The 23,737-nt window shown below is 59.8% G+C and carries 22 protein-coding genes; 5 read left to right on the top strand and 17 right to left on the bottom strand.

What is annotated here, in order from left to right; genetic code table 11:
- Positions 1-247 precede the first annotated feature (247 nt).
- From JFN90_RS15300 to JFN90_RS15280, 5 genes are all read right to left on the bottom strand, one after another.
- A complete protein-coding gene (locus JFN90_RS15300) occupies positions 248-1,441 on the bottom strand; it encodes an ABC transporter substrate-binding protein (RefSeq protein WP_199395989.1) in 1,194 nt (397 codons plus the stop codon).
- A gap of 152 nt (positions 1,442-1,593) precedes the next feature.
- Complete coding sequence (locus tag JFN90_RS15295) at positions 1,594-2,880, bottom strand: porin (protein ID WP_199395988.1); 1,287 nt, start codon at positions 2,878-2,880, stop codon at positions 1,594-1,596.
- 150 nt (positions 2,881-3,030) lie between these two features.
- Positions 3,031-3,777: an amino acid ABC transporter ATP-binding protein gene (locus JFN90_RS15290; protein ID WP_328755748.1), complete on the bottom strand. Its 747-nt coding sequence runs from the start codon at positions 3,775-3,777 to the stop codon at positions 3,031-3,033.
- On the bottom strand, positions 3,764-4,549 hold the full coding sequence (locus JFN90_RS15285; protein WP_199395987.1) for an amino acid ABC transporter permease: 786 nt from the start codon (positions 4,547-4,549) through the stop codon (positions 3,764-3,766). The genes JFN90_RS15290 and JFN90_RS15285 overlap by 14 nt, the downstream gene beginning before the upstream one ends.
- Positions 4,550-4,688: 139 nt before the next feature.
- On the bottom strand, positions 4,689-5,432 hold the full coding sequence (locus JFN90_RS15280; protein ID WP_199395986.1) for a basic amino acid ABC transporter substrate-binding protein: 744 nt from the start codon (positions 5,430-5,432) through the stop codon (positions 4,689-4,691).
- A gap of 196 nt (positions 5,433-5,628) precedes the next feature.
- Here JFN90_RS15280 and JFN90_RS15275 point away from each other — a divergent pair, with 196 nt between their 5' ends.
- Together JFN90_RS15275 and JFN90_RS15270 are read left to right on the top strand one after the other, a co-directional pair.
- Positions 5,629-6,525, top strand: coding sequence for a DMT family transporter (locus tag JFN90_RS15275; RefSeq protein ID WP_199395996.1), 897 nt, complete (start codon positions 5,629-5,631; stop codon positions 6,523-6,525).
- 108 nt (positions 6,526-6,633) lie between these two features.
- The gene (locus JFN90_RS15270; protein ID WP_199395985.1) at positions 6,634-7,686 is read left to right on the top strand and encodes a threonine aldolase family protein; all 1,053 of its coding nucleotides are present in this window, start codon (positions 6,634-6,636) and stop codon (positions 7,684-7,686) included.
- 406 nt (positions 7,687-8,092) lie between these two features.
- Here the strand turns inward: JFN90_RS15270 and JFN90_RS15265 are convergent, their stop codons facing one another.
- Both JFN90_RS15265 and JFN90_RS15260 read right to left on the bottom strand, forming a co-directional pair.
- On the bottom strand, positions 8,093-8,884 hold the full coding sequence (locus JFN90_RS15265; RefSeq protein WP_199395984.1) for an ABC transporter permease: 792 nt from the start codon (positions 8,882-8,884) through the stop codon (positions 8,093-8,095).
- Positions 8,884-9,630, bottom strand: coding sequence for an ABC transporter ATP-binding protein (locus JFN90_RS15260; protein ID WP_199395983.1), 747 nt, complete (start codon positions 9,628-9,630; stop codon positions 8,884-8,886). The genes JFN90_RS15265 and JFN90_RS15260 overlap by 1 nt, the downstream gene beginning before the upstream one ends.
- A 190-nt stretch (positions 9,631-9,820) precedes the next feature.
- Between JFN90_RS15260 and yefM the strand changes: the two genes are divergently transcribed.
- On the top strand, positions 9,821-10,072 hold the full coding sequence (gene yefM, locus JFN90_RS15255) for a YoeB-YefM toxin-antitoxin system antitoxin YefM (protein ID WP_199395982.1): 252 nt from the start codon (positions 9,821-9,823) through the stop codon (positions 10,070-10,072).
- Entirely contained in the window at positions 10,069-10,323 is a 255-nt protein-coding gene (locus JFN90_RS15250; protein ID WP_199395981.1) for a Txe/YoeB family addiction module toxin, read from the top strand. Before yefM ends, JFN90_RS15250 begins: the two co-directional genes overlap by 4 nt.
- A 33-nt stretch (positions 10,324-10,356) precedes the next feature.
- On the opposite strand, the gene recG is transcribed toward JFN90_RS15250, so the two are convergent.
- The 9 genes from recG to pyrR all read right to left on the bottom strand — a co-directional run bounded on the left by recG (position 10,357) and on the right by pyrR (position 22,312).
- The gene (gene recG / locus JFN90_RS15245; protein WP_199395980.1) at positions 10,357-12,663 is read right to left on the bottom strand and encodes an ATP-dependent DNA helicase RecG; all 2,307 of its coding nucleotides are present in this window, start codon (positions 12,661-12,663) and stop codon (positions 10,357-10,359) included.
- A 48-nt stretch (positions 12,664-12,711) separates the two neighbouring features.
- A complete protein-coding gene (locus JFN90_RS15240; RefSeq protein ID WP_199395979.1) occupies positions 12,712-12,909 on the bottom strand; it encodes a DUF1858 domain-containing protein in 198 nt (65 codons plus the stop codon).
- Positions 12,910-12,975: 66 nt separating this feature from the next.
- The gene (gene greA / locus JFN90_RS15235) at positions 12,976-13,452 is read right to left on the bottom strand and encodes a transcription elongation factor GreA (protein ID WP_199395978.1); all 477 of its coding nucleotides are present in this window, start codon (positions 13,450-13,452) and stop codon (positions 12,976-12,978) included.
- Positions 13,453-13,558: 106 nt separating this feature from the next.
- Entirely contained in the window at positions 13,559-16,804 is a 3,246-nt protein-coding gene (gene carB, locus JFN90_RS15230; protein WP_199395977.1) for a carbamoyl-phosphate synthase large subunit, read from the bottom strand.
- Positions 16,805-16,955: 151 nt separating this feature from the next.
- On the bottom strand, positions 16,956-17,873 hold the full coding sequence (locus JFN90_RS15225) for a radical SAM protein (protein WP_199395976.1): 918 nt from the start codon (positions 17,871-17,873) through the stop codon (positions 16,956-16,958).
- Positions 17,874-17,999: 126 nt separating this feature from the next.
- Positions 18,000-19,124 (bottom strand): glutamine-hydrolyzing carbamoyl-phosphate synthase small subunit, encoded by a 1,125-nt coding sequence (gene carA / locus JFN90_RS15220; RefSeq protein ID WP_199395975.1) that lies wholly within the window; start codon positions 19,122-19,124, stop codon positions 18,000-18,002.
- Positions 19,125-19,302: 178 nt separating this feature from the next.
- Positions 19,303-20,577, bottom strand: coding sequence for a dihydroorotase (locus JFN90_RS15215; RefSeq protein WP_199395974.1), 1,275 nt, complete (start codon positions 20,575-20,577; stop codon positions 19,303-19,305).
- 167 nt (positions 20,578-20,744) lie between these two features.
- Positions 20,745-21,677, bottom strand: coding sequence for an aspartate carbamoyltransferase catalytic subunit (locus tag JFN90_RS15210; protein ID WP_199395973.1), 933 nt, complete (start codon positions 21,675-21,677; stop codon positions 20,745-20,747).
- Between the two features lie 101 nt (positions 21,678-21,778).
- Positions 21,779-22,312: a bifunctional pyr operon transcriptional regulator/uracil phosphoribosyltransferase PyrR gene (pyrR, locus tag JFN90_RS15205; RefSeq protein WP_199395972.1), complete on the bottom strand. Its 534-nt coding sequence runs from the start codon at positions 22,310-22,312 to the stop codon at positions 21,779-21,781.
- Positions 22,313-22,795: 483 nt separating this feature from the next.
- Between pyrR and yhbY the strand changes: the two genes are divergently transcribed.
- Entirely contained in the window at positions 22,796-23,092 is a 297-nt protein-coding gene (gene yhbY, locus JFN90_RS15200) for a ribosome assembly RNA-binding protein YhbY (RefSeq protein WP_199395971.1), read from the top strand.
- Between the two features lie 118 nt (positions 23,093-23,210).
- Here yhbY and JFN90_RS15195 read toward each other — a convergent pair whose 3' ends face one another.
- Positions 23,211-23,618 (bottom strand): bacteriohemerythrin, encoded by a 408-nt coding sequence (locus tag JFN90_RS15195; protein ID WP_199395970.1) that lies wholly within the window; start codon positions 23,616-23,618, stop codon positions 23,211-23,213.
- Between the last annotated feature and the right edge of the window lie 119 nt (positions 23,619-23,737).

Below are 23,737 nucleotides of genomic sequence, written 5' to 3'. Positions count from 1 at the left end.
TGCGATTCGATCTCATGACACACCCTCCTGGTCCGTTAGGATATATGGTGTGTCCTCAAAAGTGAAGATAGCTCAGACTTTAAGTCTTGAAGCCAATGAGATTTTAGATTCAAGTCTTATCCCTTTTATCCCTTTTATCCCTGTTAAACGATTTGAAGGTTTACCCTTGCGCATTTGCGTTGAAGCTTTTCAGGTAAAAAAAACGGCCCCTGCCGAAACAGGGGCCGTCGGTACTGCGATTTCAGCATTAGTCCATTTTGACGGGTACTTTTGCCTTGAGGACGAACTTGCCGTCCTTGACTGCGAGGAGGCTCAGCGGGCTCTTGATCGGCTCGCGGTTAGCCTGCATGCTGATGGTGCCGGAAACGCCTTCGAACTTCTTGGTCTGTGCCAGAGCGGTTTTGAAGACTTTCGGGTCAACGCTGTTGCCACGCTTCATGGCATCAACCAGCAGCATCACAGCGTCGTAGCCCTGGGCGTCGAACAGGCCCGGGAGCTCGCCGTTGTGCTTGGCTTTGAACGCCTCGATGAACTTGGCGGTAGCAGGAGCTGCCTGCTCGGTGGAGAAGCCCAGAGCGGACATGGAGCCCTCGACGGCCGGGCCGCCCAGCTCGATGAATTTCGGGGAGAACAGGCCGTCGCCGCCGAACATCGGAGCCTTCAGACCCTGTTTGCGGGCCTCTTTCATGATGAGAGCGCCTTCGGTGTAGTAACCGGAGAACAGGATGACATCCGGCTTCTTGCTCTTGATGTTGGTGATCTGAGCGGAGAAGTCCTTGTCGCCGTCTTTCACTTTCTCGTCAGCAACGATCTTGATGGACGAAACCTTGGCAGCCGCATCGCGGAAGGTCTGAGACAGACCGACGGAGTAGTCATTGTTGTCGGAGGTCACGATGGCAACTTTCTTGAAGCCGAGGTCTTTCGCGAAGTACTCGATGCAGGCCGGGATGGCGATGGAGTCGAGCAGGGTGTCGCGGAAGATGAAGTCGCCCACTTCGACGACGCCCGGGCCGGTTGCGCCTGCGGAGAGAAGCACAACGCCTGCTTTCTGCGCGATCGGAGCGGCAACCTTGGTGATGCCGGTGGTCGGGTCGCCAACGATGGCGGTGACGTTGTCGCGGGAGATGAACTTCTGGGTGACAGAAGCGCCTTCCTGCTTGTCGCCGCGGTTGTCGGCTTCAACGATCTCGATCTTCTTGCCCTGAATGCCGCCGGCAGCGTTGATCTCGTCGGCAGCCATCTTCATGCCTTCGAGGGTCGGCTTGCCGAACATCGCCACGTCGCCGGTGAGAGCGCCGAGGAAGCCGATTTTGATGGTGTTGCCAGCCGGAGCGGCGGCCGGAGCAGCGCCCTCTTTGGCCTCTTCCTTCTTCTTGCAGCCGAATGCGCCGACTGCGAGCATTGCCACGAGCAGCAACGCACTGATCTTCTTAAAATTCATGCAGACTACCTCCTTAGGTTGATTGATCTCATTGTTAGGTCCAGCTTCAGTACGTCAACAGATTCTAATTGTCACTACTCGATTGTCAAGACAGTGGCACTGAATTCTCCCTCTCCGGCTCAGTTCAAGCCGGAGAGGAGAAAGTATCTGTCTTAGAAGTTGTACTTGACGATGAGTTTTGCATCCCACGGGTTGTCAGCATCAAGAGTCTTGAAGTGGTCGCCAAGGAACAGATAACCGGCACGTGCGCCGAGGGTTACGTTTGCGGTGAGCTTGTAGTAGGCTTCAGCATTGATCTCGGTACCGAGGTACTTGCTTTCGGTGTTGTTGAGATCCTTGGCAACGGCAGCGAAGCCGGCGTTGGCGCTGGCGGATACCTTGTCGTTGAAGGTGTAGTCATAGCCGAGGGTGCCCATGATGACGCCTTCGTCGTTGTTGTTCACGTCATAGATGATGGCGTTGTCAATGGTGGTCGCGTACTTGTCGCGGCCCAGCATGATCATCTCGGAGTCGTAGAACTGGCCACCCTCGGTGAAGCCGTTGTCGGAAGCCGGTACGTAGAAGGCGTTCTTGCCGCCGGAAACGTAGAGGAACTCGGAGCGGGCGGTGCCGCCTGCCAGCGGGATCTTGACGCCAACGTTCAAAGCGTAGCCTTTGGCGTCAACATTGGTGGTAATCTCGCCTGCCTGCTTGGCTGCGAACGCGGTCAGGGCCACCGGGCCGAAGTTGCCGGCAGCGTTCAGGCCGAAGGTGTGAACCTTGGCGTCCGGGAACACGGTGTACAGACCCGGGGTGTGCTGGTCGCGGATGAAGTAGTAGGCTGCGCCGACGGAGAGATCCTTGCTGATGTTGTACTTGCCGTCGAGGGAGTACATGTCGAAGGTGTTCTTGCCGAGGGTCACGCCGTCTTTGCCGCCATCAGCGGAGTCGTGGAAACGGAAGTAACCGGCGGCGATGCTGGCGTTGGAGTAGTCGTGGGAGAGGAGCACACCGGCCATGTCGGCGTCGAACAGGATCCCTTTGAAGGAGTCGTTGTACGGCTGCATACCGATCTTTGCGTTGATCTGCGGGTAGTTCAGGTCGAGGTAGATGTGCTTGGTCTCCATGTTGACGGAGTCAGCACCGAGGGCGCCGCCGCCACCACGTTTGTCGACGTAGGAGCTGTTGCCCCAGTAGTTGTAGTCGAACTCGAACTTGGTTACGAGTTTGACATGGTCGTCAGCCTTGGCAGTGTAGCCGAGACGGAAACGCTGTACGAAGTAGTTGGCGGTCGGTGCATTCTTCTCGAGGGTCCCGCTGCCTGCAAAGTTGCCGACATCGAAGAACGTGGTGAATGCGCCGCTGAACTGGTTCTCGAGAGCGAGAGCGGAGCTTGCGGATGCTGCGGTGAGAGCGGTTGCGATGGCTACTACTAACAGCTTCTTGTTGCTTTTTTTCATACTGCCTCCTCGTTGTGTAGTAATTGCATTACAGCATTTTTAAACTGTGTTGCCCGGTACAGAGAAGAAACTGATCCCCCCTTTCCTTTTACGGAATGAAAAAACGCGGATACAGAACTGGCCCCTGCTGACGCAGGGGCCAGCGATAAATCATAATATCTGGCTCAAAAACAATTTGGCGCGCTCGTGCGTGGGCGCGGTGAAGAAGTGCTCTGGCGTCCCCTCCTCCACGATGCGACCCGCGTCCATGAAAATGACACGGTCGGCGACCTCGCGGGCGAAACCCATCTCGTGCGTAACCACGGCCATGGTCATACCGTCCTTGGCGAGATCCTTCATGACGTCGAGCACCTCCCCGATCATCTCGGGGTCGAGCGCGGAAGTCGGCTCATCGAACAGCATGAGCTTCGGGTCCATGGCGAGCGAACGCGCGATGGCGACGCGCTGCTGCTGCCCGCCGGAGAGCTTGCCCGGGTACGACTTCGCCTTGGCGGCAAGCCCTACGCGCTCCAGAAGCGCCATGGCCTTCTCCTCGGCCTCATGCTTCGAGCGTTTGCGCACCACGATCTGGGCGAGGGTTAGGTTCTCCAGCACGGTCTTGTGCGGAAAGAGGTTGAAGGATTGGAACACCATGCCCACTTCCTCGCGCACCTTGCTGATGTCGGTCTTGGGATCGTAAAGGTCCATGCCGTCCACGACGATGGTGCCGCGGTCGATCTCCTCGAGCCTGTTGATGGAGCGCAGCAGGGTCGATTTGCCCGAACCGGAAGGTCCGATGATGACAACCTTTTCGCCGTCGAATACATCCAGGGAGACCCGGTCCAGGGCACGGAAAGAACCGTAGACCTTGATGATCTCTTTCGCCTCTACCATTTTCCTGCGGCTATTTATTGACACTGACACGCTCCTCCATTACGCCGATGATCTTCGAGAAGAACAAGGTGATGATCAGGTAGATCAGCGCGATGATCGTGTAGGTCTCAAAATAGGTGAAGGACTCGGAGGCGTACTCGCGGCCGCGACGCAAAAGGTCGGCGACGGCGATGATGGAGACCAGCGAGGAGTCCTTCAAGAGGGCGATGAATTCGTTGCCCACCGGCGGGAGGATGACCTTGACCGCCTGGGGTAGGATGACGTGAATCATGGTCTGACGACCGTTCATCCCGAGCGACAGGGCCGCCTCGCGCTGTCCCTTGGCGATGGACTCGATCCCGGCGCGTACCACCTCCCCCATATAGGCGCCATAGCAGACGGCCATGGCGATGATGGCGGAAAGGACGGCGGGGACCTTCACGATGGTGCCCAGTGCGTAGTAGATGTAGAAGATCTGCACCAGTAGCGGGATGCCGCGGATTACTTCCACATAAAGGGAGGCGGCGCCGTTGAAGAGGCGGTTCTTGGAGATCCGGCCCAGACCGGTCACCAGGCCGATGACGATGGCGAGCACGATCGCCCCGAGGGTCACCTGGAAGGTAACAGCGATGCCGTCGGGAACGAACTTGAGAATGTTGAGGTACGGGTCCGGCTTGGTGTAAGCCAGGTAGAAAATGGTGCCAATGGCGCCGAAGAACGCTATGCGCCAGGCGGTGAACAGGCCGCGGTCGCTTTTGCGCGGAATGGCGGCGCCGTCACCTACATCAATAATCTGTTTTTTTGCTTCAGTACTCATGCTGTCCTGTTACCATCCCGTACCGGCTACTGCCGGCGCTTGTTGATGCACTGCTATGCTGCTGGCTGTTATAGAAAGCTCCCGCAGAATCGGTTACTACGTTCGAGTAGTGGTCCGTTCTGCAGGAGCTTTTGAGGTGTTACTTAAGCTGCCACTTCTTCTTGAGCTGGGTGTCGATCTTCTTCTTCTGAACCGCCGCGATCCCCTTGTTCAACTGGGCCACCAGGTCCTTGTTCCCCTTCTTGACCACGATGCCGTAAGCCTCCTTGGTGAAGGACTTGCCCACGATCTTGAACTTGGAGCTGTACTCCTTCTTCTGGAGAGCGTAGGTGATGGCGGTCGGCTCGTCGCAGACGACGCCGGCAATGCGGCCGGCAGCCATGTCCTCGAAGGCCAGGCCGACTTCGTCATAGGTCTTCAGCTCGACGCCCGCAACCTTTTTGACTTCCATGGCGCCGGTGGTGCCGATCTGTGCGCCGACCTTCTTGCCCTTCAGGTCCGCAATCTTGGCACCCTTCTCAGCCTTGGGCACGACGAGGATCTGGCCGATCTGGACATACGGGTTGGTGAAGTCGTACTTGGCCTGACGCTCCGGGGTGATGGTGACCGAGGAGATGATGGCGTCGTACTGGCCCGCTTCCACGCCGGCGAAGATGCCGTCCCAAGCGGTGTTCTTGAAGGTAACCTGCAGGCCGGCCTCTTTGGCGACAGCGGTCATGAAATCGATGTCGAAACCGACGATCTTCTTGTTGGCGTCAACGAACTCCATCGGCGGCCAGGTTGCGTCAGACGCGACGGTGATCGCCTTCGGTGCGGCGAAAGCCGCGGAGACAAAACAGAGTCCCAAAGCCAAAACTGCAGTCAGAGTACGAAGTGCTTTCATGCTTCCTCCCTAAATTCTCTTTAATATTAAACGGCATACACCATTTAGCTTTTCGCCGCATACTTTTAAAGCTATTCCACCCTCTTGTCAACCACTTATTAATTTGGCGTTGCGCTCGTTTTAAGCTCATGTTAACTTGTCATACCACAATTTAGTGAATTCAAGGTTTTATGAGGTCAAAATTACTTTGTCATCTATGAAAAAATTTCGTGCGGGTATACTTCTTTTGATAACGACGTTCTTCTGGGGCGTAACTTTCACCGTGGTGAAGGACGCGATCAGTAAGGTTGACGTCTTCGTTTTTCTGTCTCAGAGATTTTTAATAGCCGCTGCAATCATGCTTCCCTTTGCTTTAACGCGCACTAATAGAATAACAATTAGATTATTCACACACGGAATCATTCTTGGAATTCTTTTATTTGCATCTTACGCCTTCCAGACCGTCGCCTTGAAGTACACCAGTGCCTCGAACACGGGCTTTTTGACCGGCCTCAGCGTCCTCCTCGTGCCGCTGTTCGGAGCGGCCATCTTCCGACACACCGTCGGCCCTGGCATCCGGTGGGGAGTCGGTCTCGCCACACCCGGGCTGTTCCTGCTCTGCACCGACGGCAGCCTAAGCTTCAACATCGGCGACATTCTAGGAGCGATCTGCGGAGCATGCGTCGCGCTGCATCTTCTCTACACAAGCCATTTCGCCCGCCACGCCGACAGCGACGTCTACCTGCTCACCACCTTGCAGCTGTCGGTGGTAGGCATCTTGAGCCTTGCCTCCGCCGGGTTGCGCGGCCAAGAAGTCTTCATCTGGCACCCGGAACTGTTCTGGACCCTGGTGGTCTGCGTGCTGATAGCGACCATCTTCGCCTTCCTGGTGCAGACCACCATGCAGAAGTGGATCAGCCCCGCTCACACTGCCCTTATCTTCTGCACCGAGCCCGTATTCGCCGCCGCCTACGCCTACTATGCGGCGGGGGAAAGGCTCGGGTTCCTCGGGTTCCTCGGTGCAGTCCTGATCCTCGCGGGGATGATCGTTTCCGAACTGATCCCCGACGGCGCCGTGAGCGCAGCCGGCGTAAGCGTCGCTGCCGAAGGGTGACCGGTAAGTTATCGGTTGACACCGGTTTCGCCTTGTAATAATTTTTTTGGCCTAGCCATACCGAGACAACACGCACAACGCGCACCTGCGGCGCCAAAAGGGGAAGCAATGATAAACACAGGGGATCACAGCGAGCTCAAGCACCACTTTGCCAGCGACAACTACGCAGGGATCTGCGCCGAGGCGTGGCAGGCGATGGCGGAGGCCAACAGCGGACTGGCCAGCTCCTACGGCGACGACCGCTGGACCGCACAGGCGTGCGAGAAGATCCGGGAGGTTTTCGAAACCGACTGCGAGGTTTTCTTCGTCTTCAACGGCACAGCCGCTAACTCCCTTGCGCTGGCATCGCTGTGCCAGTCCTACCACTCCATCGTCTGCCACGAGATGGCGCACATCGAGACCGACGAGTGCGGCGCGTCCGAGTTCTTTTCCAACGGCACCAAGGTGCTTTTGGTGCCCGGCGACAACGGCAAGATCAACCTCGATGCGGTCGAGCACACCATAACCAAGCGCAGCGACATCCATTACCCCAAGGCGCGCGCCTTGAGCATCACCCAGGCCACTGAGTTGGGCACGCTCTACTCCGTGGAGGAGTTACAGGCGATTGGAGAACTAGCGAAAAGGTTCGACCTGCGGGTGCACATGGACGGCGCCCGATTCGCCAACGCCGTGGCATCCCTGAACGTCGCACCCAAGGAGATCAGCTGGCAGGCGGGGGTTGACGTCCTCACCTTCGGCGGGACCAAGAACGGCTTCGCCGTTGGAGAGGCGGTGGTCTTCTTCAACAAGGCACTGGCCCACGAATTTGACTACCGCTGCAAGCAGGCCGGACAGTTGGCGTCCAAGATGCGTTTTCTCACCGCTCCCTGGATCGGGATGTTGGAAAGTGGCGCCTGGCTCAGAAACGCGACCCACGCCAACAGCTGCGCACGACTTTTAGCCAACGAGATCAAGAAGATACCGCAGGTCAGCATCATGTTCGAAAGCCAGGCCAACTCCGTCTTCCTGGAAATGGAGCCGGAGGCGCTGGAAAGGCTCAGAGCCCGCGGCTGGCACTTCTACACCTTCATCGGTTCGGGCGGCGCCCGCTTCATGTGCTCCTGGGACACCAAGGTCGATGAGGTCGCCAACCTGGTGGCTGACATCAAGGCCTGCGTATAACTTCAATCCATTAATTTCAATCGACGTGACGCGAGAAGGGGGCGCTGGCTATATGCAGCGCCCCCTTTTTCATCATCCAGCCACCTCGGCTGCTTGGCCTGAACATCGCCCCTCACGATCGTCCTTGCCAACAGGCTCCCACGCCCTGCACCTGCAACATCAGTGCTCCAACGTGCAACTTCCAGCCTGCAACATGGAGGTTCTCAGCCGCAACATGGAGGTTCTAAGCCGCAACATGGTAGTTCGGGCCTGCAACATGGACGTTCGAACCCGCAACACGAACGTTCGGACCCGCAATATTGTAATTCGGGCATGCAACATGGACGTTCGAACCCGCAACATGGACGTTAAACACGCAACACGAACGTTCGTACCTGCAACATGGAGGTTCTAGAACCGCCGCCCTTTATTCCCACCCCATATCCAATTGCTGCGCCTTAGTGAAGTAACTCCGGTACCCCTGCATGACAATGAGGTAGGCTGTGATGGCGACGGCGCCAGTTATGGCGCACATGATAGCTATCTGGTAGCGTACCGCAACCATCGGCTCGGTCCCCGAAAGAATCTGGCCCGTCATCATCCCGGGAAGGGATACGATCCCCATGGCGGCCATTGTATTGGTCGTCGGCATGATGGCGGCGCGAAAAGCGTTTCGCAGCGACGGTGTCGCCGCCTGCCGAGCACTTGCCCCTAGGCAGAGCGCGGTCTCTATCTCCTCGTGCCGCTCGCGCATCTCCGCGCCCAGGCGCTCGGCGGCGAGGCTCGCGCCGTTCATCGAGTTGCCGATGATCATTCCGGCCAGTGGGATCAGGTAGCGGGGATCGTACCAGGGGGAATAGTGGACGACGAGAGAGCAGAAGACGAAGGTGACGCCCCCGCAGCCGATCAAGAGTGCCGTCCCCACCACCTGGTAGAAACGTGGCATCTTGCGCTTGATGCGCGAGCCGATCACCTGCAGCGAAAACCCGCCCATGACCAGCAGGATCGCCAGTACCGGCAGCGGGTGCTGCACGGCGAAGATGAAATGGAGCAGATAACCCACGGCCAGCAACTGGAACACCATACGGAGGGAAGCCCAGAGCATCTGCCCTTCCTGGCCGATCCGCTTCAGTTTGCCGAGCCCGATGGCGAGCAGCACCAGGCTGTAGGCGACAACGAGATCCAGGATGCCGAGGTTCACCAATCCTTGATTATCCATCACCCCTCCTGGCCCGAAGGTTCCGACAGAAACCTCTTCAGTTCTGCTGTGACCGGGTGCGCCAGCAACTCGGCAGCCCTCCCCTGCTCGAGGATTCGTCCCGCTTCCAGGTAGAAGCAGTAGTCGGCCACCTTTTCGGTCAGGCGCAGATCGTGAGTCACCATGATCATGGTGAGGTTCCTGCCGTGGCAGATCTCACGTAGGGTAGCGGCGAGTTCGTCCGAGGTTCTGCGGTCCAGCGCGCTGGTCGGCTCGTCCAGCAGGAGCACCTGGGGCTTGGTGATCAGGGCCCGGGCCACGCCCACCCGCTGCTGTTGTCCCAGCGACAGCGAGCGCGCGTCGCGTTCCAGCAGTTCCCGATCCAGCCGCGCCAGGGTGAGCACCTCGGCGACCTCGGCGCTTTGTGCGGCAGGTCCAGCCTCGTGCCGGTAACGAAAGGGCATCTGAAGGTTGTCGAGGACCGTCCCCTCGAACATGAACGGCTTCTGCGGCACCAGCGCCACCAACCGCCGCAACTGAAGCGGGTCCATGGTGCCGATGTCGACCCCGGCGACCGAGATGCGTCCGCCGCTCGGCTCCGTGAGCCGGTTGATCAGCCGGATCAGCGTACTCTTCCCGCCCCCTGACGGCCCGATGATGGCGGTTATCTCCCCCGCCTTGGCGGAGAAGGAGATGCCATCCAGCAACTTCACGCTGCCGCCATCGGCGTTGCGGCCTAAAAAGGTGACTCCATCAACCGTGACCATGTCTGTATCAGTTCCTCCACAAATGTCTCTCTATCTGCTCGAAAGAAGCCCAAGGCGTTCCGGCCTCGCCGCCCCCGGCTGCCCCCACTACTGCCTGCATGTTCTCAGCCTTTTTAATGCCAGCATTTGACTTGAGGCGCGACATATCGTATTGTACCGTTAGTGGTACAGCCAACAAAAGAGGAAGGCTATGAATACGATTACTTACAGCTCGGCCCGCAGCAATCTCGCAGAGACGATGGAAAAGGTTTGCGATGACCATGCTCCCATAATCATCACCCGAAAGGCGGCGAAGCCCGTGGTGATGATGTCTCTGGATGACTACGAAGCCCTTGAAGAAACTGCTTATCTCCTTAGAAGCCCGAAGAACGCTCGACGCCTGCTGGAGTCTATCGCGCAGCTTGAAACGGGCAAGGGTACCGAAAGAGAGTTGATCGAGTGAAGCTGATCTTCTCTGAAATTGCTTGGGAGGATTATCTCTATTGGCAAGGCGTCGACAAGAAAGTTGCCAAGCGAATCAACACTCTTATCAGAGAGATCCAAAGAACACCGCATGAGGGGATCGGAAAACCAGAGCCGCTTAAACATGCACTTTCAGGCTACTGGTCCCGCAGAATAAACGAGGAACACCGCATTATCTACAAAGTTGAAGACGACGCCGTGATGATTGCACAACTTCGCTATCACTACTGAGGTACCCCTACCACGAGAACTGGAAGTAGAACCTCATCCGATTGACGCCAACTCCAGTCGCCCACCCCAACGAAGCATCAGCTCTCCGCGCAGCCGTTCATGCCCTGACTGCTCCAGCTCAGGATCCTTGTCGACAAGGGCGAAAGCCTCCTTGCGCGCCTGTTCCAGCACGCCGCCGTCGCGCAGGATGTCCGCAACGCGCAACTCCGGCAGGCCCGCCTGCCGGGTCCCCAGGAAGTCGCCGGGGCCGCGGATCTGCAGGTCCGCTTCGGCGATGACGAAGCCGTCAGAACTCTGCACCATCACTTCCAACCGCTTCTGGCCGTCCTCGGAAAGCTTGTCGCCTGCTAACAAAATGCAGCGCGAGCGCTCGCTGCCGCGCCCTACCCTGCCGCGCAACTGATGCAACTGCGAGAGCCCGAAGCGCTCGGCGTGCTCGATCACCATCACCGTCGCGTTGGGGACGTCGATGCCCACCTCGATGACGGTGGTGGAAACCAGGATATCGGTTTCGCCCGCCTTGAATCCCTTCATCACAGCTTCCTTCTCCGCGGCGCTCATCCTGCCGTGCAGCACGGCCACGCGCAGGTCCGGGAACACCTCCTGGGCCAGGTGCTCGGCCATCTGCACGGCGGCCTTCAGGTCGATCTTTTCCGATTCCTCGACCAGCGGGTAGATGACGTAGGTCTGCCTCCCCTTCCCCACTTCCTCGCGCACCAGGGAGTAGATCTCGCGGCGGCGCGACTCGCGCACCATGCGGGTCTCGATCGGGGTCCGGCCCGGTGGCAATTCGTCGATCACCGAGAGGGAAAGGTCGCCGAAAACGGTCATGGATAATGTGCGCGGGATCGGCGTGGCCGTCATCACCAGAATGTCCGGGTTCGCCCCCTTCTTCTTCAAGAGCGCGCGCTGCACGACGCCGAAGCGGTGCTGTTCGTCGATGATGCCCAGCCCCAGCCGGTGGAACTCGACCTTGTCCTGGATCACGGCATGGGTCCCCACGACGATGCGGGTCTCACCTGAGGCAATTTTCTCCAGGGTGTCGTTCTTCCCCTTGATGCTGGCGGTCAAAAGGGCAACGGAGATGCCGAGCTTCTCGCAGTAGCCGTGGATGTTCAGGTAGTGCTGCTCGGCCAGAAGTTCCGTCGGGGCCATGATGGCGACCTGGTAGTCGTTCTCGACGCAGATGAGGGCAGCCATGAGAGCCACCAGGGTCTTGCCGCAGCCGACGTCCCCTTGCACCAGGCGGTGCATCGGGTGCGGCGCGATCATGTCCTCCTTGATCTCGGAGAGGACCCGCTTCTGCGCACCGGTCAGGCTGAAGGGGAGCAGTTTCAGCAGTTCTTTGGTGTAGCGGTGGCTGACCTGGAAGCTGATGCCGTCTTCGAGCGCGACGCCCCGCTTCTTCATGGCGAGGCCAAGTTGCAGGAAGAACAGTTCGTCGAAGGCGAGCGAACGATGTGCCGCCGAGCGCCCGCTGTTTAGATCGGCAAGCGAACTGGACGGGTCAGGCTGGTGCGCCTCCCTGAGCGCCACCGGGAGGCTCAGGAGGCGATGCCGGCGCAGGAGGTCTTCCGGTAACGCCTCTTTCACGTAACGGCTGTAGCGCGGCACGGCGTCGCGCATGATGCGGCGCATGACCTTCTGGCTCACCCCCTCGGTAAGCGGGTACACGGGGAGGATCCGGCCGAAGTTCTCAGGGTCCCGCGCCATGACCTGCTCGATATCCTCCCCTTCGCCGGCCCACTCAACCTCGGGGTGATGCATCTCGCGCTGAAAACCGAACTGGGCAACGTCTCCGATGAAGATGCCGCGCCGGCCGGCGACAAACTGCTTCTTAAGAAACTGGGGATGGAAGTGGAACCACTTGAGTGGCAGGCTGCCGGTCTCGTCCCTGACGATCGCCTCAAAGTAGCGTCGCCCCCCCTTGGTGACCTGCGCCTCGGCGGAGACTACGGTGGCGAAGAAGGCCTCGGAGTTTCCCGGGCGCAATTCAGCGATCCGCTTTAGCTGGCGCCGGTCCTCATAGCGGTTGGGAAGGAGGAACAGGGCGTCCTCGACGGTCGCGATCCCCTTTTTAGCCAGAATATCGGCGAGCTTGGGCCCTACCCCCTTGATCACGGTCATCGGGTTTTTCAGTTCTTCGGGGACGGAAACTAGAGCGGTTGGTGCGGGCTTAACGGGTTTGGCGGGCTTGGGGGCCGGGACGTGCCTGGCAACGCGGAGAGCGCCGTCGACGATCTCGACGCTGACTTGATCGCCTGGATTGAGCTTCAGGGAATCCCTGAGCTGTTCCGGAAGCTTGAGCGACCCGTCTGGTGCGAGCGTTATGATCGGCATGGGAGGTAAAAGAAAGGCGCCCGGAGTGTGCCCCGGGCGCCGGTCTTGTTATTCGAAGATCTTGTTGAGGTCGGCGACGATGGCGTCGACGCTGATGCCGTGGGCGGCGCAGCCCTGCTCGAGGGACTCGTTCTGAGCGCCCATGCAGCCGATGCAGCCGAGGTTGTATTTAGCAAGCACCTTGACGACGTCCGGGTGCATCCTCATTACTGCGGCAAAAGTCATGTCCTTGGTTACCTGAGCCATGTAAATCCTCCTGGTCACGCGCTGGCGCGCATGTTGGTTGTGGTGCGAAACGAGTGAGTGCTGCTGCTATTCGTAGCGAATCTCGATGATCTCGTATTCCTTCATCCCGGAAGGGACGCTGACACGGACGGAGTCGTCCAACTTGTGCCCGATCAGCGCCTTGCCCACCGGCGAGGTGCAGGAGATCTTGCCCAGCTTGATGTCGGCCTCGTCTTCACCGACGATCTTGTAGGTGATCTCTTCCTCGGTCGCGGTATCGTACACGGTGACCGTGGCGCCGAAGACCACCTTGTCCGGCTTCAGGTTGGACAGGTCTACCACGTAGGCCCTCGCCAGTTTGTCCTGCAGCTCCAATATGCGCCCCTCGATGAAACCCTGACGGTTCTTGGCCGCATCGTACTCCGCATTTTCAGAGAGATCGCCGTGTGCCCTGGCCTCTGCGATATCCTGGATTACCTTGGGGCGCTCTTCCTTAATCAGGCGTTTGAGGTCCTCTTGCAGGGCCTCGTAACTCTCCTTGGTCAATGGAACTGTCTGAGACATCGTGTTTTGCTCCTTGATGAACTTATAGGGGGGCCTGGAGGCCCCCCGCTGCGCTGCATGTGCTGGATTTGGAAAGGGAGCGCCTTGTGCGGCGCTCCCCAGTCGGTTACTTCAGATATTCCTGGATGGACTTCACTTCCAGCTTGGACTGCGCCGTGGCAATGATGCCGTCAACCGCGGCCCGTGCCCCCGATGCCGTCGTGTAGTAGGCGACGTTGTTGATCAGGGTGTTCCTGCGGATCGAGTAGGAATCCGCTACCGCCTGGGCCCCGTGGGTGGTGTTGATCACCATGCAGATCTCGTTGTTCTTGATCGCATCCACGATGTGGGGACGGCCTTCGAGTACCTTATTGACCACCTGGACCGGAATACCCTTTTCCTGCAGGTAGCTCGCGGTGCCGCGCGTGGCGACCAATTCGAAGCCCTGATCATACAGTCTTTTTGCCGCGCTGACAATATGTTTTTTGTCCAAGTCTTTCACTGATATGAAGACTTTACCGGTGGTCGGCAGTTTCACGTTGGCGCCCATCTGGGCCTTGGCGTAGGCCTTGGCGAAGGTGTCGCCGATGCCCATGACCTCGCCGGTGGACTTCATCTCCGGTCCGAGGATGGTGTCGACGCCGGGGAACTTGGCGAACGGGAAGACGGACTCTTTCACGGAGATGTGCGTCGGGATGATTTCTTCGGTGACGCCGAGTTCGGCCAGGGACTTGCCGGCCATGACGCGCGCCGCGATCTTCGCCAGCGGCCTGCCGGTCGCCTTGGAGACGAAGGGCGAGGTGCGCGAGGCGCGCGGGTTGACTTCGATGATGTAGATGTCGTTGTCCTTGACGGCGTACTGGACGTTCATCAAGCCCTTCACGTTCAGCTCGAGCGCCATCACCTTGGTCTGGCGCCTGATCTCCTCGACGATCTCCGGGGAGATGGAGTACGGCGGCAGCGAGCAGGCCGAGTCGCCGGAATGGATGCCGGCCTCCTCGATGTGCTCCATGATGCCGCCGATGACGGCGACCTTGCCGTCGCACAGGGCGTCCACGTCGATCTCGATCGCCTCGTCCAGGAACTTGTCGATCAGGATCGGGTGCTCCGGGGAAGCCTGCACCGCGGTGTGCATGTAACGGCGCAGGTTATCGACGTCGTAGACGATCTCCATGGCGCGGCCGCCCAGCACGTAAGAAGGACGAACCACGACGGGGTAGCCGATGCGGTCGGCGACGGCCTCGGCCTCCTCGAAGGAGCGGGCGGTGCCGTTCTCCGGCTGGCGCAGGTTCAGCTTCTGCAACATCTCCTGGAAACGCTCGCGGTCCTCGGCGCGGTCGATTGCGTCCGGCGAGGTGCCGATGATGGGTACGCCGGCTTTCTCAAGGGCGACGGCGAGTTTCAGCGGGGTCTGGCCGCCGAACTGCACGATGACGCCGGTCGGCTTTTCGACGTCCACGATATTGAGCACGTCCTCGAAGGTGAGCGGCTCGAAGTAGAGGCGATCCGAGGTGTCGTAGTCGGTGGAGACAGTCTCCGGGTTGCAGTTGACCATGATGGTCTCGTAGCCGTCCTCGGAGAGGGCGAAGACACCGTGCACGCAGCAGTAGTCAAATTCGATCCCCTGCCCGATGCGGTTCGGTCCGCCGCCCAGGATGATGATCTTTTTGCGGTCGGTCGGCTCCGCCTCGCACTCCTCCTCATAGGTCGAGTAGAGGTACGGGGTGTGGGCCACGAACTCGGCGGCGCAGGTGTCAACCCGCTTGAAGACGGGCTTCACGCCGACGGAGAGGCGCAGTTGGCGAACCTCACCCTCGGTGATCTTCCAGAGCTGTGCGAGGTACTTGTCGGAGAAGCCGTAGCGCTTGGCGTCCCAAAGGGTGTCGCGCAGGACGTCACCGCCCGCCTTGAGGTCGGCCTCTTTCAGGCACTCCTCCATCTCGATGATCTGGCGGATGTTGTGCAGGAACCAGGGATCGATGGCGGTGAGGGCGTAGATCTCCTCCACGGTCATGCCGCAGCGGAAGGCGTCGCCGACGTACCAGAGGCGGTCGCAGTTGGGGGTCCTGAGCTTGTCCAGGAGCAGGTTGCGCTCTTTTTCGGTGAGGGCGCGGCGGGTGTCGCCGCCCACGCCGAAGAAGCGGGACTCGAAGCCGCAGGAGCCGATCTCCAGGGAGCGTAGAGCCTTCTGGAAGCTCTCCTTGAAGGTGCGGCCGATGGACATCACCTCGCCCACCGACTTCATCTGGGTCGTGAGGGTCGCGTCGGCTGCCGGGAACTTCTCGAAGGTGAAGCGCGGGATCTTGGTCACCACGTAGTCGATGGTCGGCTCGAAGCAGGCCGGGGTCTCCTTGGTGATGTCGTTGGTGATCTCGTCCAGGGTGTAACCGACAGCGAGCTTGGCGGCGATCTTGGCGATCGGGAAGCCGGTTGCCTTGGAGGCGAGCGCCGAGGAGCGGGAAACGCGCGGGTTCATCTCGATGACGATGAGGCGGCCGTTTTTCGGGTTGATGCCGAACTGGATGTTCGACCCGCCGGTGTCGACGCCGATCTCGCGGATGATCTTGAGCGAAGCGTCGCGCAGGATCTGGTATTCCTTGTCGGTCAGCGTCTGTGCCGGGGCCACGGTGATGGAGTCGCCGGTGTGGACGCCCATGGCGTCGAAGTTCTCGATGGAGCAGATGATCACGACGTTGTCGGCCGTGTCGCGCATCACCTCGAGCTCGTACTCCTTCCAGCCGATCAGGGATTCTTCGACCAGGATCTCGTCTGTCGGGGAAGCCTCGATGCCGGCCATGGACATGCGCTCGTACTCTTCCATGTTGTAGGCGATGCCGCCGCCGGTGCCGCCCAGGGTGAAGGAAGGACGGATGATGGCCGGGAAGCCGACGTACTTGATGACGTCCATCGACTCCTGGTAGTTGTGCGCCAGACCGGACCTCGGCACGGCGAGGTCGATACGCACCATCGCCTCCTTGAACAGGGTGCGGTCCTCCGCCATCTTGATGGCCGGGAGCTTAGCGCCGATCAGTTCCACCCCGAATTTCTCCAGGGTGCCGTTCTCGGCCACTGCAACGGCGGTGTTGAGCGCGGTCTGGCCGCCCAGGGTCGGGAGCACCGCGTCCGGGCGCTCCTTCTCGATGATCCTGGCCAGCACCTCCGGGGTCACCGGTTCGATGTAGGTGGCGTCGGCGAAGTCCGGGTCGGTCATGATGGTTGCCGGGTTCGAGTTGAGGAGGACTACCTCGTATCCCTCCTCCTTGAGGGCCTTACAGGCCTGGGTGCCGGAGTAGTCGAACTCGCACGCCTGGCCGATGACGATCGGGCCCGCGCCGATGATGAGGATCTTCTTGATGTCTGTGCGTTTAGGCATTGTAAATCACTCCATTTACTCTTTATTAAACACGTTCCGTCGAAAGCGAATCTTTAAAGGCGGGCGAATGATTATTCGCCCCTACAGGTGCGAGCTCCTTGGCGAAGGATCACAAATTGTCTGCAGGTTGTGCCGTTGTAGGGGCGAATAATCATTCGCCCAGGGGTTCGTCCTGCACCCACCCGTTTTCCAGTTCCAGTTCTTCCAGCGCTTCGACCGCTTCGGCGTACTCTTCGCTGGTGATCCTTCTCTCTATCCCCGGCGTCTGCGCGGCGGCGTGGGCCGGGAAATACTGGCTCATCAGAGCGATGTGCGTTTCCGTGCCGAGGTGCTCGGCGATCCAGGCCAGCGTCTCGGGACTCCCCGCCTGCCGGAGCGGCAGCACCAGGTGCCGCACGATCAACCCGCGCACGGCAATGCCGTCCTCGTCGCATTCCAGATGCCCCACCTGCCGCAGCATCTCGGGCAGGGCCAGCCGGTTCGCCTCGGTATATCCCTTTGCGCCAGAGAGCTTTATGGCGACATCGTTGCAGCAGTACTTCATGTCGGGCAGGTAGACATCTACCACGCCGTCCAGCAGGGCCAGCGTATCGAGCCTCTCGTAACCGCTCGTGTTCCACACGATGGGAATCCGGAATCCCTTGCGGATGGCGAGATAGAGCGCAGCCAGGATCTGCGGCGTGAAGTGGGTCGGCGTGACGAAGTTTATGTTGTGCACGCCCTTCTTCTGCAGCCCCACCATCTTGTCCGCCAACTGCCCCGCCGTAAGGTCGGTGCCGTTTCGAAGCTGGCTGATCGGGAAGTTCTGGCAGAACTTGCAGTTTAGGGTGCATCCCGAAAGGAAGATGGTGCCGGAGCCCTTGGTGCCGGAGATGGGCGGTTCCTCGCCGCGGTGTACGTTGGCGGAGGCGATCCGGACTTCCTTACCGCTTTCACACAGCCCCGTCTCCCCCGCCATCCGGTTCACACCACAGGCATGGGGGCAGAGGTCGCAAGCGGCCAGACGGGCGTAGGCCATCTTGATGCGCCGGGACAGCTCGCCATTTTCATAAAGCTCTAAAAATTTCATCAACCTACAGCCGCTTCCTTCAACTTCTCACTGAACAGCTTCCCCCTCCCTACCCCTACCCCTCCGGGGGCGGGGACTCTTCGCCCCTCCCCCCGGAGGGGGGAGGCTGGGAGGGGGGAAGGTTTATTACCCTTTATGCTTCTCCATCATCTCCACGAACCTGTCGAACAGGTAGTGCGAGTCGTGCGGCCCCGGGGACGCCTCGGGGTGGTGCTGCACCGAGAAGATCGGCAGGCTCTTGTGCGCCATTCCCTCGACGGTCTGGTCGTTCAGGTTCTCGTGGGCGAGACCGGCGACGTTGGCGAGCGAGAGGATGTCGACCGAGAAACCGTGGTTCTGGGCGGTGATCTCGACCTTCTTGGTGGCGATGTCCATGACCGGAAGGTTGGAGCCGTGGTTGCCGAACTTCAGCTTGACGGTACGGCCGCCGAGAGCGAGCCCCAGGAGCTGATGGCCGAGGCAAATGCCGAAGATCGGCTTCTTGCCCACGAACTTCTTGATGTTCTCGATGACTTCCTTCATTGGCTCGGGGTCGCCCGGGCCGTTGGAGAGGAAGATGCCGTCAGGGTTCATGGCGAGCGCCGACTCGGCCGGGAAAGTAGCCGGCACCACGGTCACGTCGCAGCCTGCGGAGACTAGGCAGCGCAGGATGTTCAGCTTGATGCCGAAGTCGTAGGCGACCACCTTGTACTTCAGGTCCCTCTTGTCGACTTCCGGGTAGCCGGTCTGCAGGTCCCACAGCCCCTGGGTCCAGTGGTAGGGGGCGGAGCAGGTAACGCCGGTGGCGAGGTCGAGGCCGCTCATGGACGGGATGGCGCGGGCCTTTTTCACCAGGCTCTCCGGATCGAAGTCGATGGTGGAGATGATGCCGTTCTGGGCACCCTTGTCGCGCAGGTGCCGGGTCAGGGCGCGGGTGTCGATCCCCTGGATGCCCACGACGCCGTTCTCCTTCAAGTAGGCGTCCAGGCTCATGGTGGCGCGGTAGTTGGAGTAGCAATCGAGGTACTCGCGCACGATGAAGCCGGAGAGGTAGAGCTGGTTGCTCTCGATGTCCTCGGGGTTGATCCCGGTGTTCCCGATCTGGGTGTAGGTCATGGTGACCATCTGCCCCTTGTACGAGGGGTCGGTGAGCACTTCCTGGTAGCCCGACATGGCGGTGTTGAACACCACCTCGCCGCTGGTTTCGCCCGTTGCGCCGAAGGCCTTCCCTTTGAAAATCCGGCCGTCCGCCAGAGCTAGCACTGCTTTCATGTATCTTCTCCCGAATCCGTTATATTTCTGCCGCGCCAAAAGACGCGAGTTTTAAATCTGTCCCCCTCCCCTCGCGGGAGGGGGTTAGGGGGTGGGGGTAGGTGCCACAACTTGCTCTGCTTGCGGCTTCACCCACCCCCCTGCCCCCTCCCGTCAAGGGAGGGGGAGGAGAACATCCTTATGCCTGGTACACCACCTGTCCCTTGACCACGGTGTAGACCGCTTTCCCCTTCATCTTCCACCCAAGGAACGGCGAGTTCTTCGACTTCGATTCAAGCTTGGCCGCTTCCACCTGCCACTCCTTGCCCGGATCGATGACGGTGACGTCGCCGACCGCCCCAACCCTCAGGGTGCCACGATCCAGCCCGAGGATTTTTGCGGGGTTGCAGGACATCACCGAAACCAGCGCTTTAAGATCCAGCACCCCGTCCTCGACCAGCTTCAGCGACAGCGGCAGGGACGTTTCCAGGCCGACGATGCCGTTCAGCGCCACGTTAAACTCGACGTCCTTCTCGTCCGGGTGGTGCGGAGCATGGTCGGTGGCGATGGCGTCGATGGTGCCGTCGGCAAGCGCCGCCTTCATGGCCGCCACGTCGGACTCGCCTCTCAGCGGCGGGTTCATCTTGGCGTTGGTGTTGTAGCCGCGCACCGCGTCGTCGGTCAGGCTGAAGTAGTGCGGTGCGGTCTCACAGGTCACCTTCACGCCGCGGGCTTTCGCGTTGCGGATGATGCGCGCGGACCCGGCGGTGGAGATGTGGGCGATGTGCACCGGTGCACAGGCAAACTCGGCCAGGTAGACCTCGCGGGCCACCGCGATATCTTCGGCTGCCCAGGGGATCCCCTTGAGCCCGAGTTCGGTGGAGACGAACCCTTCGTTCATCACCCCCTCACCCACCAGGGCGAGATCCTCGGAGTGGGAGATCACGGTGATGCCGACCCCTTTGGCGTACTCGAGGGCGCGGCGCATCAACTCGGAGTTGCACACCGGTTTGCCGTCGTCCGATACTGCCACGCAGCCCGCCTCTTTAAGATCGCCCATCTCGGCCAGGCTGTCTCCCTTGCTCCCCTTGGTGATGGAACCGATCGGGAAGACATTGACCAGCGCCTCGCTCTGGGCCTTGTTCACCACGTAGCAGGCGACAGCCTTGTTGTCGATCACGGGAGAAGTGTTGGGCATGCAGGCGACCGAGGTGAAGCCGCCGGCGGCAGCGGCGCGGCTGCCGGTGGCGATGTCCTCTTTGTATTCGAGGCCCGGATCGCGCAGGTGCACGTGCATGTCGATCAGGCCCGGGGTGACCAGAAGCCCGGAGGCATCGATGGTCTGGGTACCTTCCGGTGCAGCAATCCCCTGCCCCAACTCGAGCACCACGCCGTCGGCAATAAGCACATCCATCGTTTCGTCGATCCCCTGCGAAGGATCGATAACACGCCCACCTTTTATCAGAAGATTCATGCAAACCTCCAAAAACAAGTTCTATGTTCTACGTTCTAGGTTCTACGTTAAAGGCCTTGGCCCCGGCGCAGGGTAGTACGAAGAACAGCCTCTCGATATTTCGTAAAAGGTTCGTCGTCTATGTCCAACGTAGAACGTAGAACATAGAACCTAGAACGGCCTCTCCCTTATTCCACCGGTTCGCCGCCGCAGACGTGGTACAGCATGGCCATCCTGACGGCGACGCCGTTCTCCACCTGCTTGAGGACCGCGGACTGGTCGCAATCGGCAACCGAGGAGGCAAGCTCCACGCCGCGGTTGATCGGGCCGGGGTGCATGACGATGGCGTCCTTCTTGGCCAGGGCGAGCACGGCGGGGTTGAGGCCGAAGTAGCGGGAGTATTCACGCATGCTGGGAACCAGGGTCTTGCCCTGGCGCTCCAGCTGGATCCTGAGCATCATGACCACGTCGGCCTGGTCCACCGCCTCGCGCATGTCCTTGCAGACGGTCACATTGCCCAGACGCTCGATACCGGGGGGCATCATGGTCGGGGGACCCGCCAAAAAGACGTGTGCGCCCATAGTGGTGAGGCCGTAGATATTGGAGCGGGCCACGCGGCTGTGGGTGATGTCGCCAACGATGGCGACCTTGAGACCGGCCAATTTGCCGAACTTCTGGCGCATGGTCAGCATGTCCAAAAGCCCCTGGGAGGGATGCTCGTGCGCGCCGTCACCGGCGTTGATCACCGAGCAGGAAACGCGCTTGGCGAGGTACTCGTGGGCGCCGGAGACCGAATGGCGCATGACGATGATGTCCGGCTTCATCGCGAGGATGTTGGCGGCGGTGTCGGAGAGGGTTTCGCCCTTAACCACGGAACTGGTCGACGCGGTGATGTTGACCGCATCGGCGGATAGGCGTTTAGCGGCGATCTCGAAGGAGGTGCGGGTCCTGGTGGAGGCCTCGTAGAAGAGGTTGATCACCGTCTTGCCGCGCAGAGTCGGCACCTTCTTGATGTCACGCTGGTTGATCTCGCTTAGGTTGTCCGCCGTGTCGAGGAGCAGTTCGATCTCCTCTTTGGTCAGATCCTTCAGGGCGATGATGTCTTTGTGCCTGAAACCCATGGTCCCCCCCCAGAAACTAGTTTTGCGCCACGCACCGTACGTGGCGCGTAAAAAACATTAAAAGAGTTGAAGCACCGTCAAGGGCGAATGATTATTCGCCCCTACTTTTGCAGGATGACCTCGGTCGGCTTGTTGTCGGCGTCGAAGGCGACCATGATGTTCTCGCTGCGGCTGGTCGGCACGTTGCGCCCGACGAAGTCGGCACGGATGGGGAGGTCGCGGTGCCCGCGGTCCACCAGCACGGCGAGCTGAATGCAGGCGGGACGCCCCTGGTCAAAGATGGCGTCCATGGCCGCCCTGATGGTGCGGCCGGTGAAGAGGACGTCGTCCACCAGCACCACTTTCTTGCCTTCCACGGAGAAAGGAAGCTCGGTCTTGCCGACCGGCAGGTGCTCGTGGTGTCCCTTGATGTCGTCACGGTACATGGTGATGTCCACCGCGCCGACCGGCACCTCGACCCCTTCGATCTCGCTCAGGCGGGCGCCCAGTTCCTGGGCCAGGTGCACCCCACCGGTCCTGATGCCGACCAGTACGAGTCCCTCGACTCCTTTGTTCTTCTCCAGTACTTCGTGGGCTATCCTGGTCAGGGCCCTTTTAACGCCGGTGCCGTCCAGTATCACAGTGTTTTCAGCCATAATAACCCCCTGTCATCGGCGTAGCGCCTGTCGTTGAACGTGGTCGCGCCGGGGCGCGTAATTAAAAAAGAGCCTTTCCGCGCAGATGGGCGAAAAGGCTCTTTCGTTAGATAGTAAAAGAGTGCTTTATGCTTCACCTTTGCTAACCTCACGGGGCTAATTTAAAAGGCATCAGATAAATTTGAGACAAACTAGCATCGAGGCTCAGCAGAGTCAAGAAAAACGAGGGCTGAATCAGGCGGAATCCGATTAAGTTTCACTCACAACCAGCCGATGCTTTCACCCTGCCCCCACGCCCTTTCGGGCAGCAACTCCGTCTTGCGTCGGCCCCTCTGAAAGACATTCAACGACATCATTTTCACTGTCCTTGCCATAGCAAGGGCAAAATGTTATAAAGCTCGCACCGTTCTCGGAATAATGAAGACTTTTTGCATGGTATCGGGCCCGCCCCGAAAGCCTGCATGGGTACAAAAGGAAGATGTGATGTTGACAGGAAAGCAGAAGAGATTTCTCCGGGCACTCGGGCATGGCCTGAAACCGGTGATCCAGGTGGGCAAGAGCGACGTCAGCGCGGCCCTGATCAAAGAAACCATCGAGGCGCTGGCAAGCCATGAACTGATCAAGGTGAAAGTGCTGGAGAGTTGCCTCATGGACCGCCACAGCGTCGCGGAAGAACTCTGCACCGCCTGCGAGGCGGAACTGGCGCAGGTGCTGGGACGGACCCTGCTGCTTTACAAGCAGGCCAAGGAGCCGAAACTGGAGCTGCCCAAGGTAAAATAAGCGCAGCCGCAACGGCAAGAAACAAAAAGCCTCCCCGGATCGACCGGGAGAGGCTTTTTCATTTTAGGTCCACCTCCCCTCTCCTCCTGGGAGAGGGTCAGGGTGCGGGTTGGCCCAACTAGCGCAGCCCGGAAGCGTTGAACAGGGCCGAGTACTTCATGTCGGTCCCCAGGATATGGTCCTGTAGCCAGCGTTTGAGGAATTCCAGGATCTCGGCGGTGAAGATGAGCCCGGCGTTATCGGCGCGGTCCTGCAGATCCAGGGCCTTGGCGGCGAACTCGTCATGCTCCCTTTTGTGCGCCAGGAATTCAGGGTACTGGAACTTCTGCATGTACGCCTCCTCCATTCGGAAGTGGTTGGCCACGTAGGTCACCATCGAGGCGATGATCTCCTTCTGCGCTTCTTTCCCGGCCCGCGCCATGTGCGCGTCATGCAGCGCATTCAGCATGTCCACCAGGTTCTTGTGCTGCTCGTCGATCTCCTTCACCTTGACGCTCAGCGCGTCACTCCATTCAAGATAAGCCATCCCAATCACCTCTACAGATATTGTTCTCCCGAGCGCCTTATTATCACAGCTTTCGGCTCAGGTTCAAGTCGCAGAGTTGATTCTTTTTGTTTACAGAAAGGGTACAGCCAGCTCCGCAG

Origin of the sequence: Geomonas propionica (genome assembly GCF_016458235.1) — a bacterium.
In the GTDB taxonomy this organism is placed as follows: Bacteria; Desulfobacterota; Desulfuromonadia; order Geobacterales; family Geobacteraceae; genus Geomonas; species Geomonas propionica.
The sequence above is the reverse complement of the archived record's forward strand: the minus strand, read 5'-3'. Positions and strand labels throughout refer to the sequence as shown.

What these genes read in the sequence shown, in the direction of transcription:
- carA (WP_199395975.1), bottom strand. Translation starts at nt 19,124, where the DNA reads ATGAAAGCAGTGCTAGCTCTGGCGGACGGCCGGATTTTCAAAGGGAAG.
- greA (WP_199395978.1), bottom strand. Translation starts at nt 13,452, where the DNA reads ATGTCTCAGACAGTTCCATTGACCAAGGAGAGTTACGAGGCCCTGCAA.
- JFN90_RS15240 (WP_199395979.1), bottom strand. Translation starts at nt 12,909, where the DNA reads ATGGCTCAGGTAACCAAGGACATGACTTTTGCCGCAGTAATGAGGATG.
- JFN90_RS15300 (WP_199395989.1), bottom strand. Translation starts at nt 1,441, where the DNA reads ATGAATTTTAAGAAGATCAGTGCGTTGCTGCTCGTGGCAATGCTCGCA.
- JFN90_RS15275 (WP_199395996.1), top strand. Translation starts at nt 5,629, where the DNA reads ATGAAAAAATTTCGTGCGGGTATACTTCTTTTGATAACGACGTTCTTC.
- JFN90_RS15225 (WP_199395976.1), bottom strand. Translation starts at nt 17,873, where the DNA reads ATGAAATTTTTAGAGCTTTATGAAAATGGCGAGCTGTCCCGGCGCATC.
- JFN90_RS15270 (WP_199395985.1), top strand. Translation starts at nt 6,634, where the DNA reads ATGATAAACACAGGGGATCACAGCGAGCTCAAGCACCACTTTGCCAGC.
- JFN90_RS15260 (WP_199395983.1), bottom strand. Translation starts at nt 9,630, where the DNA reads ATGGTCACGGTTGATGGAGTCACCTTTTTAGGCCGCAACGCCGATGGC.
- yhbY (WP_199395971.1), top strand. Translation starts at nt 22,796, where the DNA reads ATGTTGACAGGAAAGCAGAAGAGATTTCTCCGGGCACTCGGGCATGGC.
- JFN90_RS15195 (WP_199395970.1), bottom strand. Translation starts at nt 23,618, where the DNA reads ATGGCTTATCTTGAATGGAGTGACGCGCTGAGCGTCAAGGTGAAGGAG.
- JFN90_RS15215 (WP_199395974.1), bottom strand. Translation starts at nt 20,577, where the DNA reads ATGAATCTTCTGATAAAAGGTGGGCGTGTTATCGATCCTTCGCAGGGG.
- recG (WP_199395980.1), bottom strand. Translation starts at nt 12,663, where the DNA reads ATGCCGATCATAACGCTCGCACCAGACGGGTCGCTCAAGCTTCCGGAA.
- carB (WP_199395977.1), bottom strand. Translation starts at nt 16,804, where the DNA reads ATGCCTAAACGCACAGACATCAAGAAGATCCTCATCATCGGCGCGGGC.
- JFN90_RS15265 (WP_199395984.1), bottom strand. Translation starts at nt 8,884, where the DNA reads ATGGATAATCAAGGATTGGTGAACCTCGGCATCCTGGATCTCGTTGTC.
- pyrR (WP_199395972.1), bottom strand. Translation starts at nt 22,312, where the DNA reads ATGGCTGAAAACACTGTGATACTGGACGGCACCGGCGTTAAAAGGGCC.
- yefM (WP_199395982.1), top strand. Translation starts at nt 9,821, where the DNA reads ATGAATACGATTACTTACAGCTCGGCCCGCAGCAATCTCGCAGAGACG.
- JFN90_RS15285 (WP_199395987.1), bottom strand. Translation starts at nt 4,549, where the DNA reads ATGAGTACTGAAGCAAAAAAACAGATTATTGATGTAGGTGACGGCGCC.
- JFN90_RS15295 (WP_199395988.1), bottom strand. Translation starts at nt 2,880, where the DNA reads ATGAAAAAAAGCAACAAGAAGCTGTTAGTAGTAGCCATCGCAACCGCT.
- JFN90_RS15210 (WP_199395973.1), bottom strand. Translation starts at nt 21,677, where the DNA reads ATGGGTTTCAGGCACAAAGACATCATCGCCCTGAAGGATCTGACCAAA.
- JFN90_RS15280 (WP_199395986.1), bottom strand. Translation starts at nt 5,432, where the DNA reads ATGAAAGCACTTCGTACTCTGACTGCAGTTTTGGCTTTGGGACTCTGT.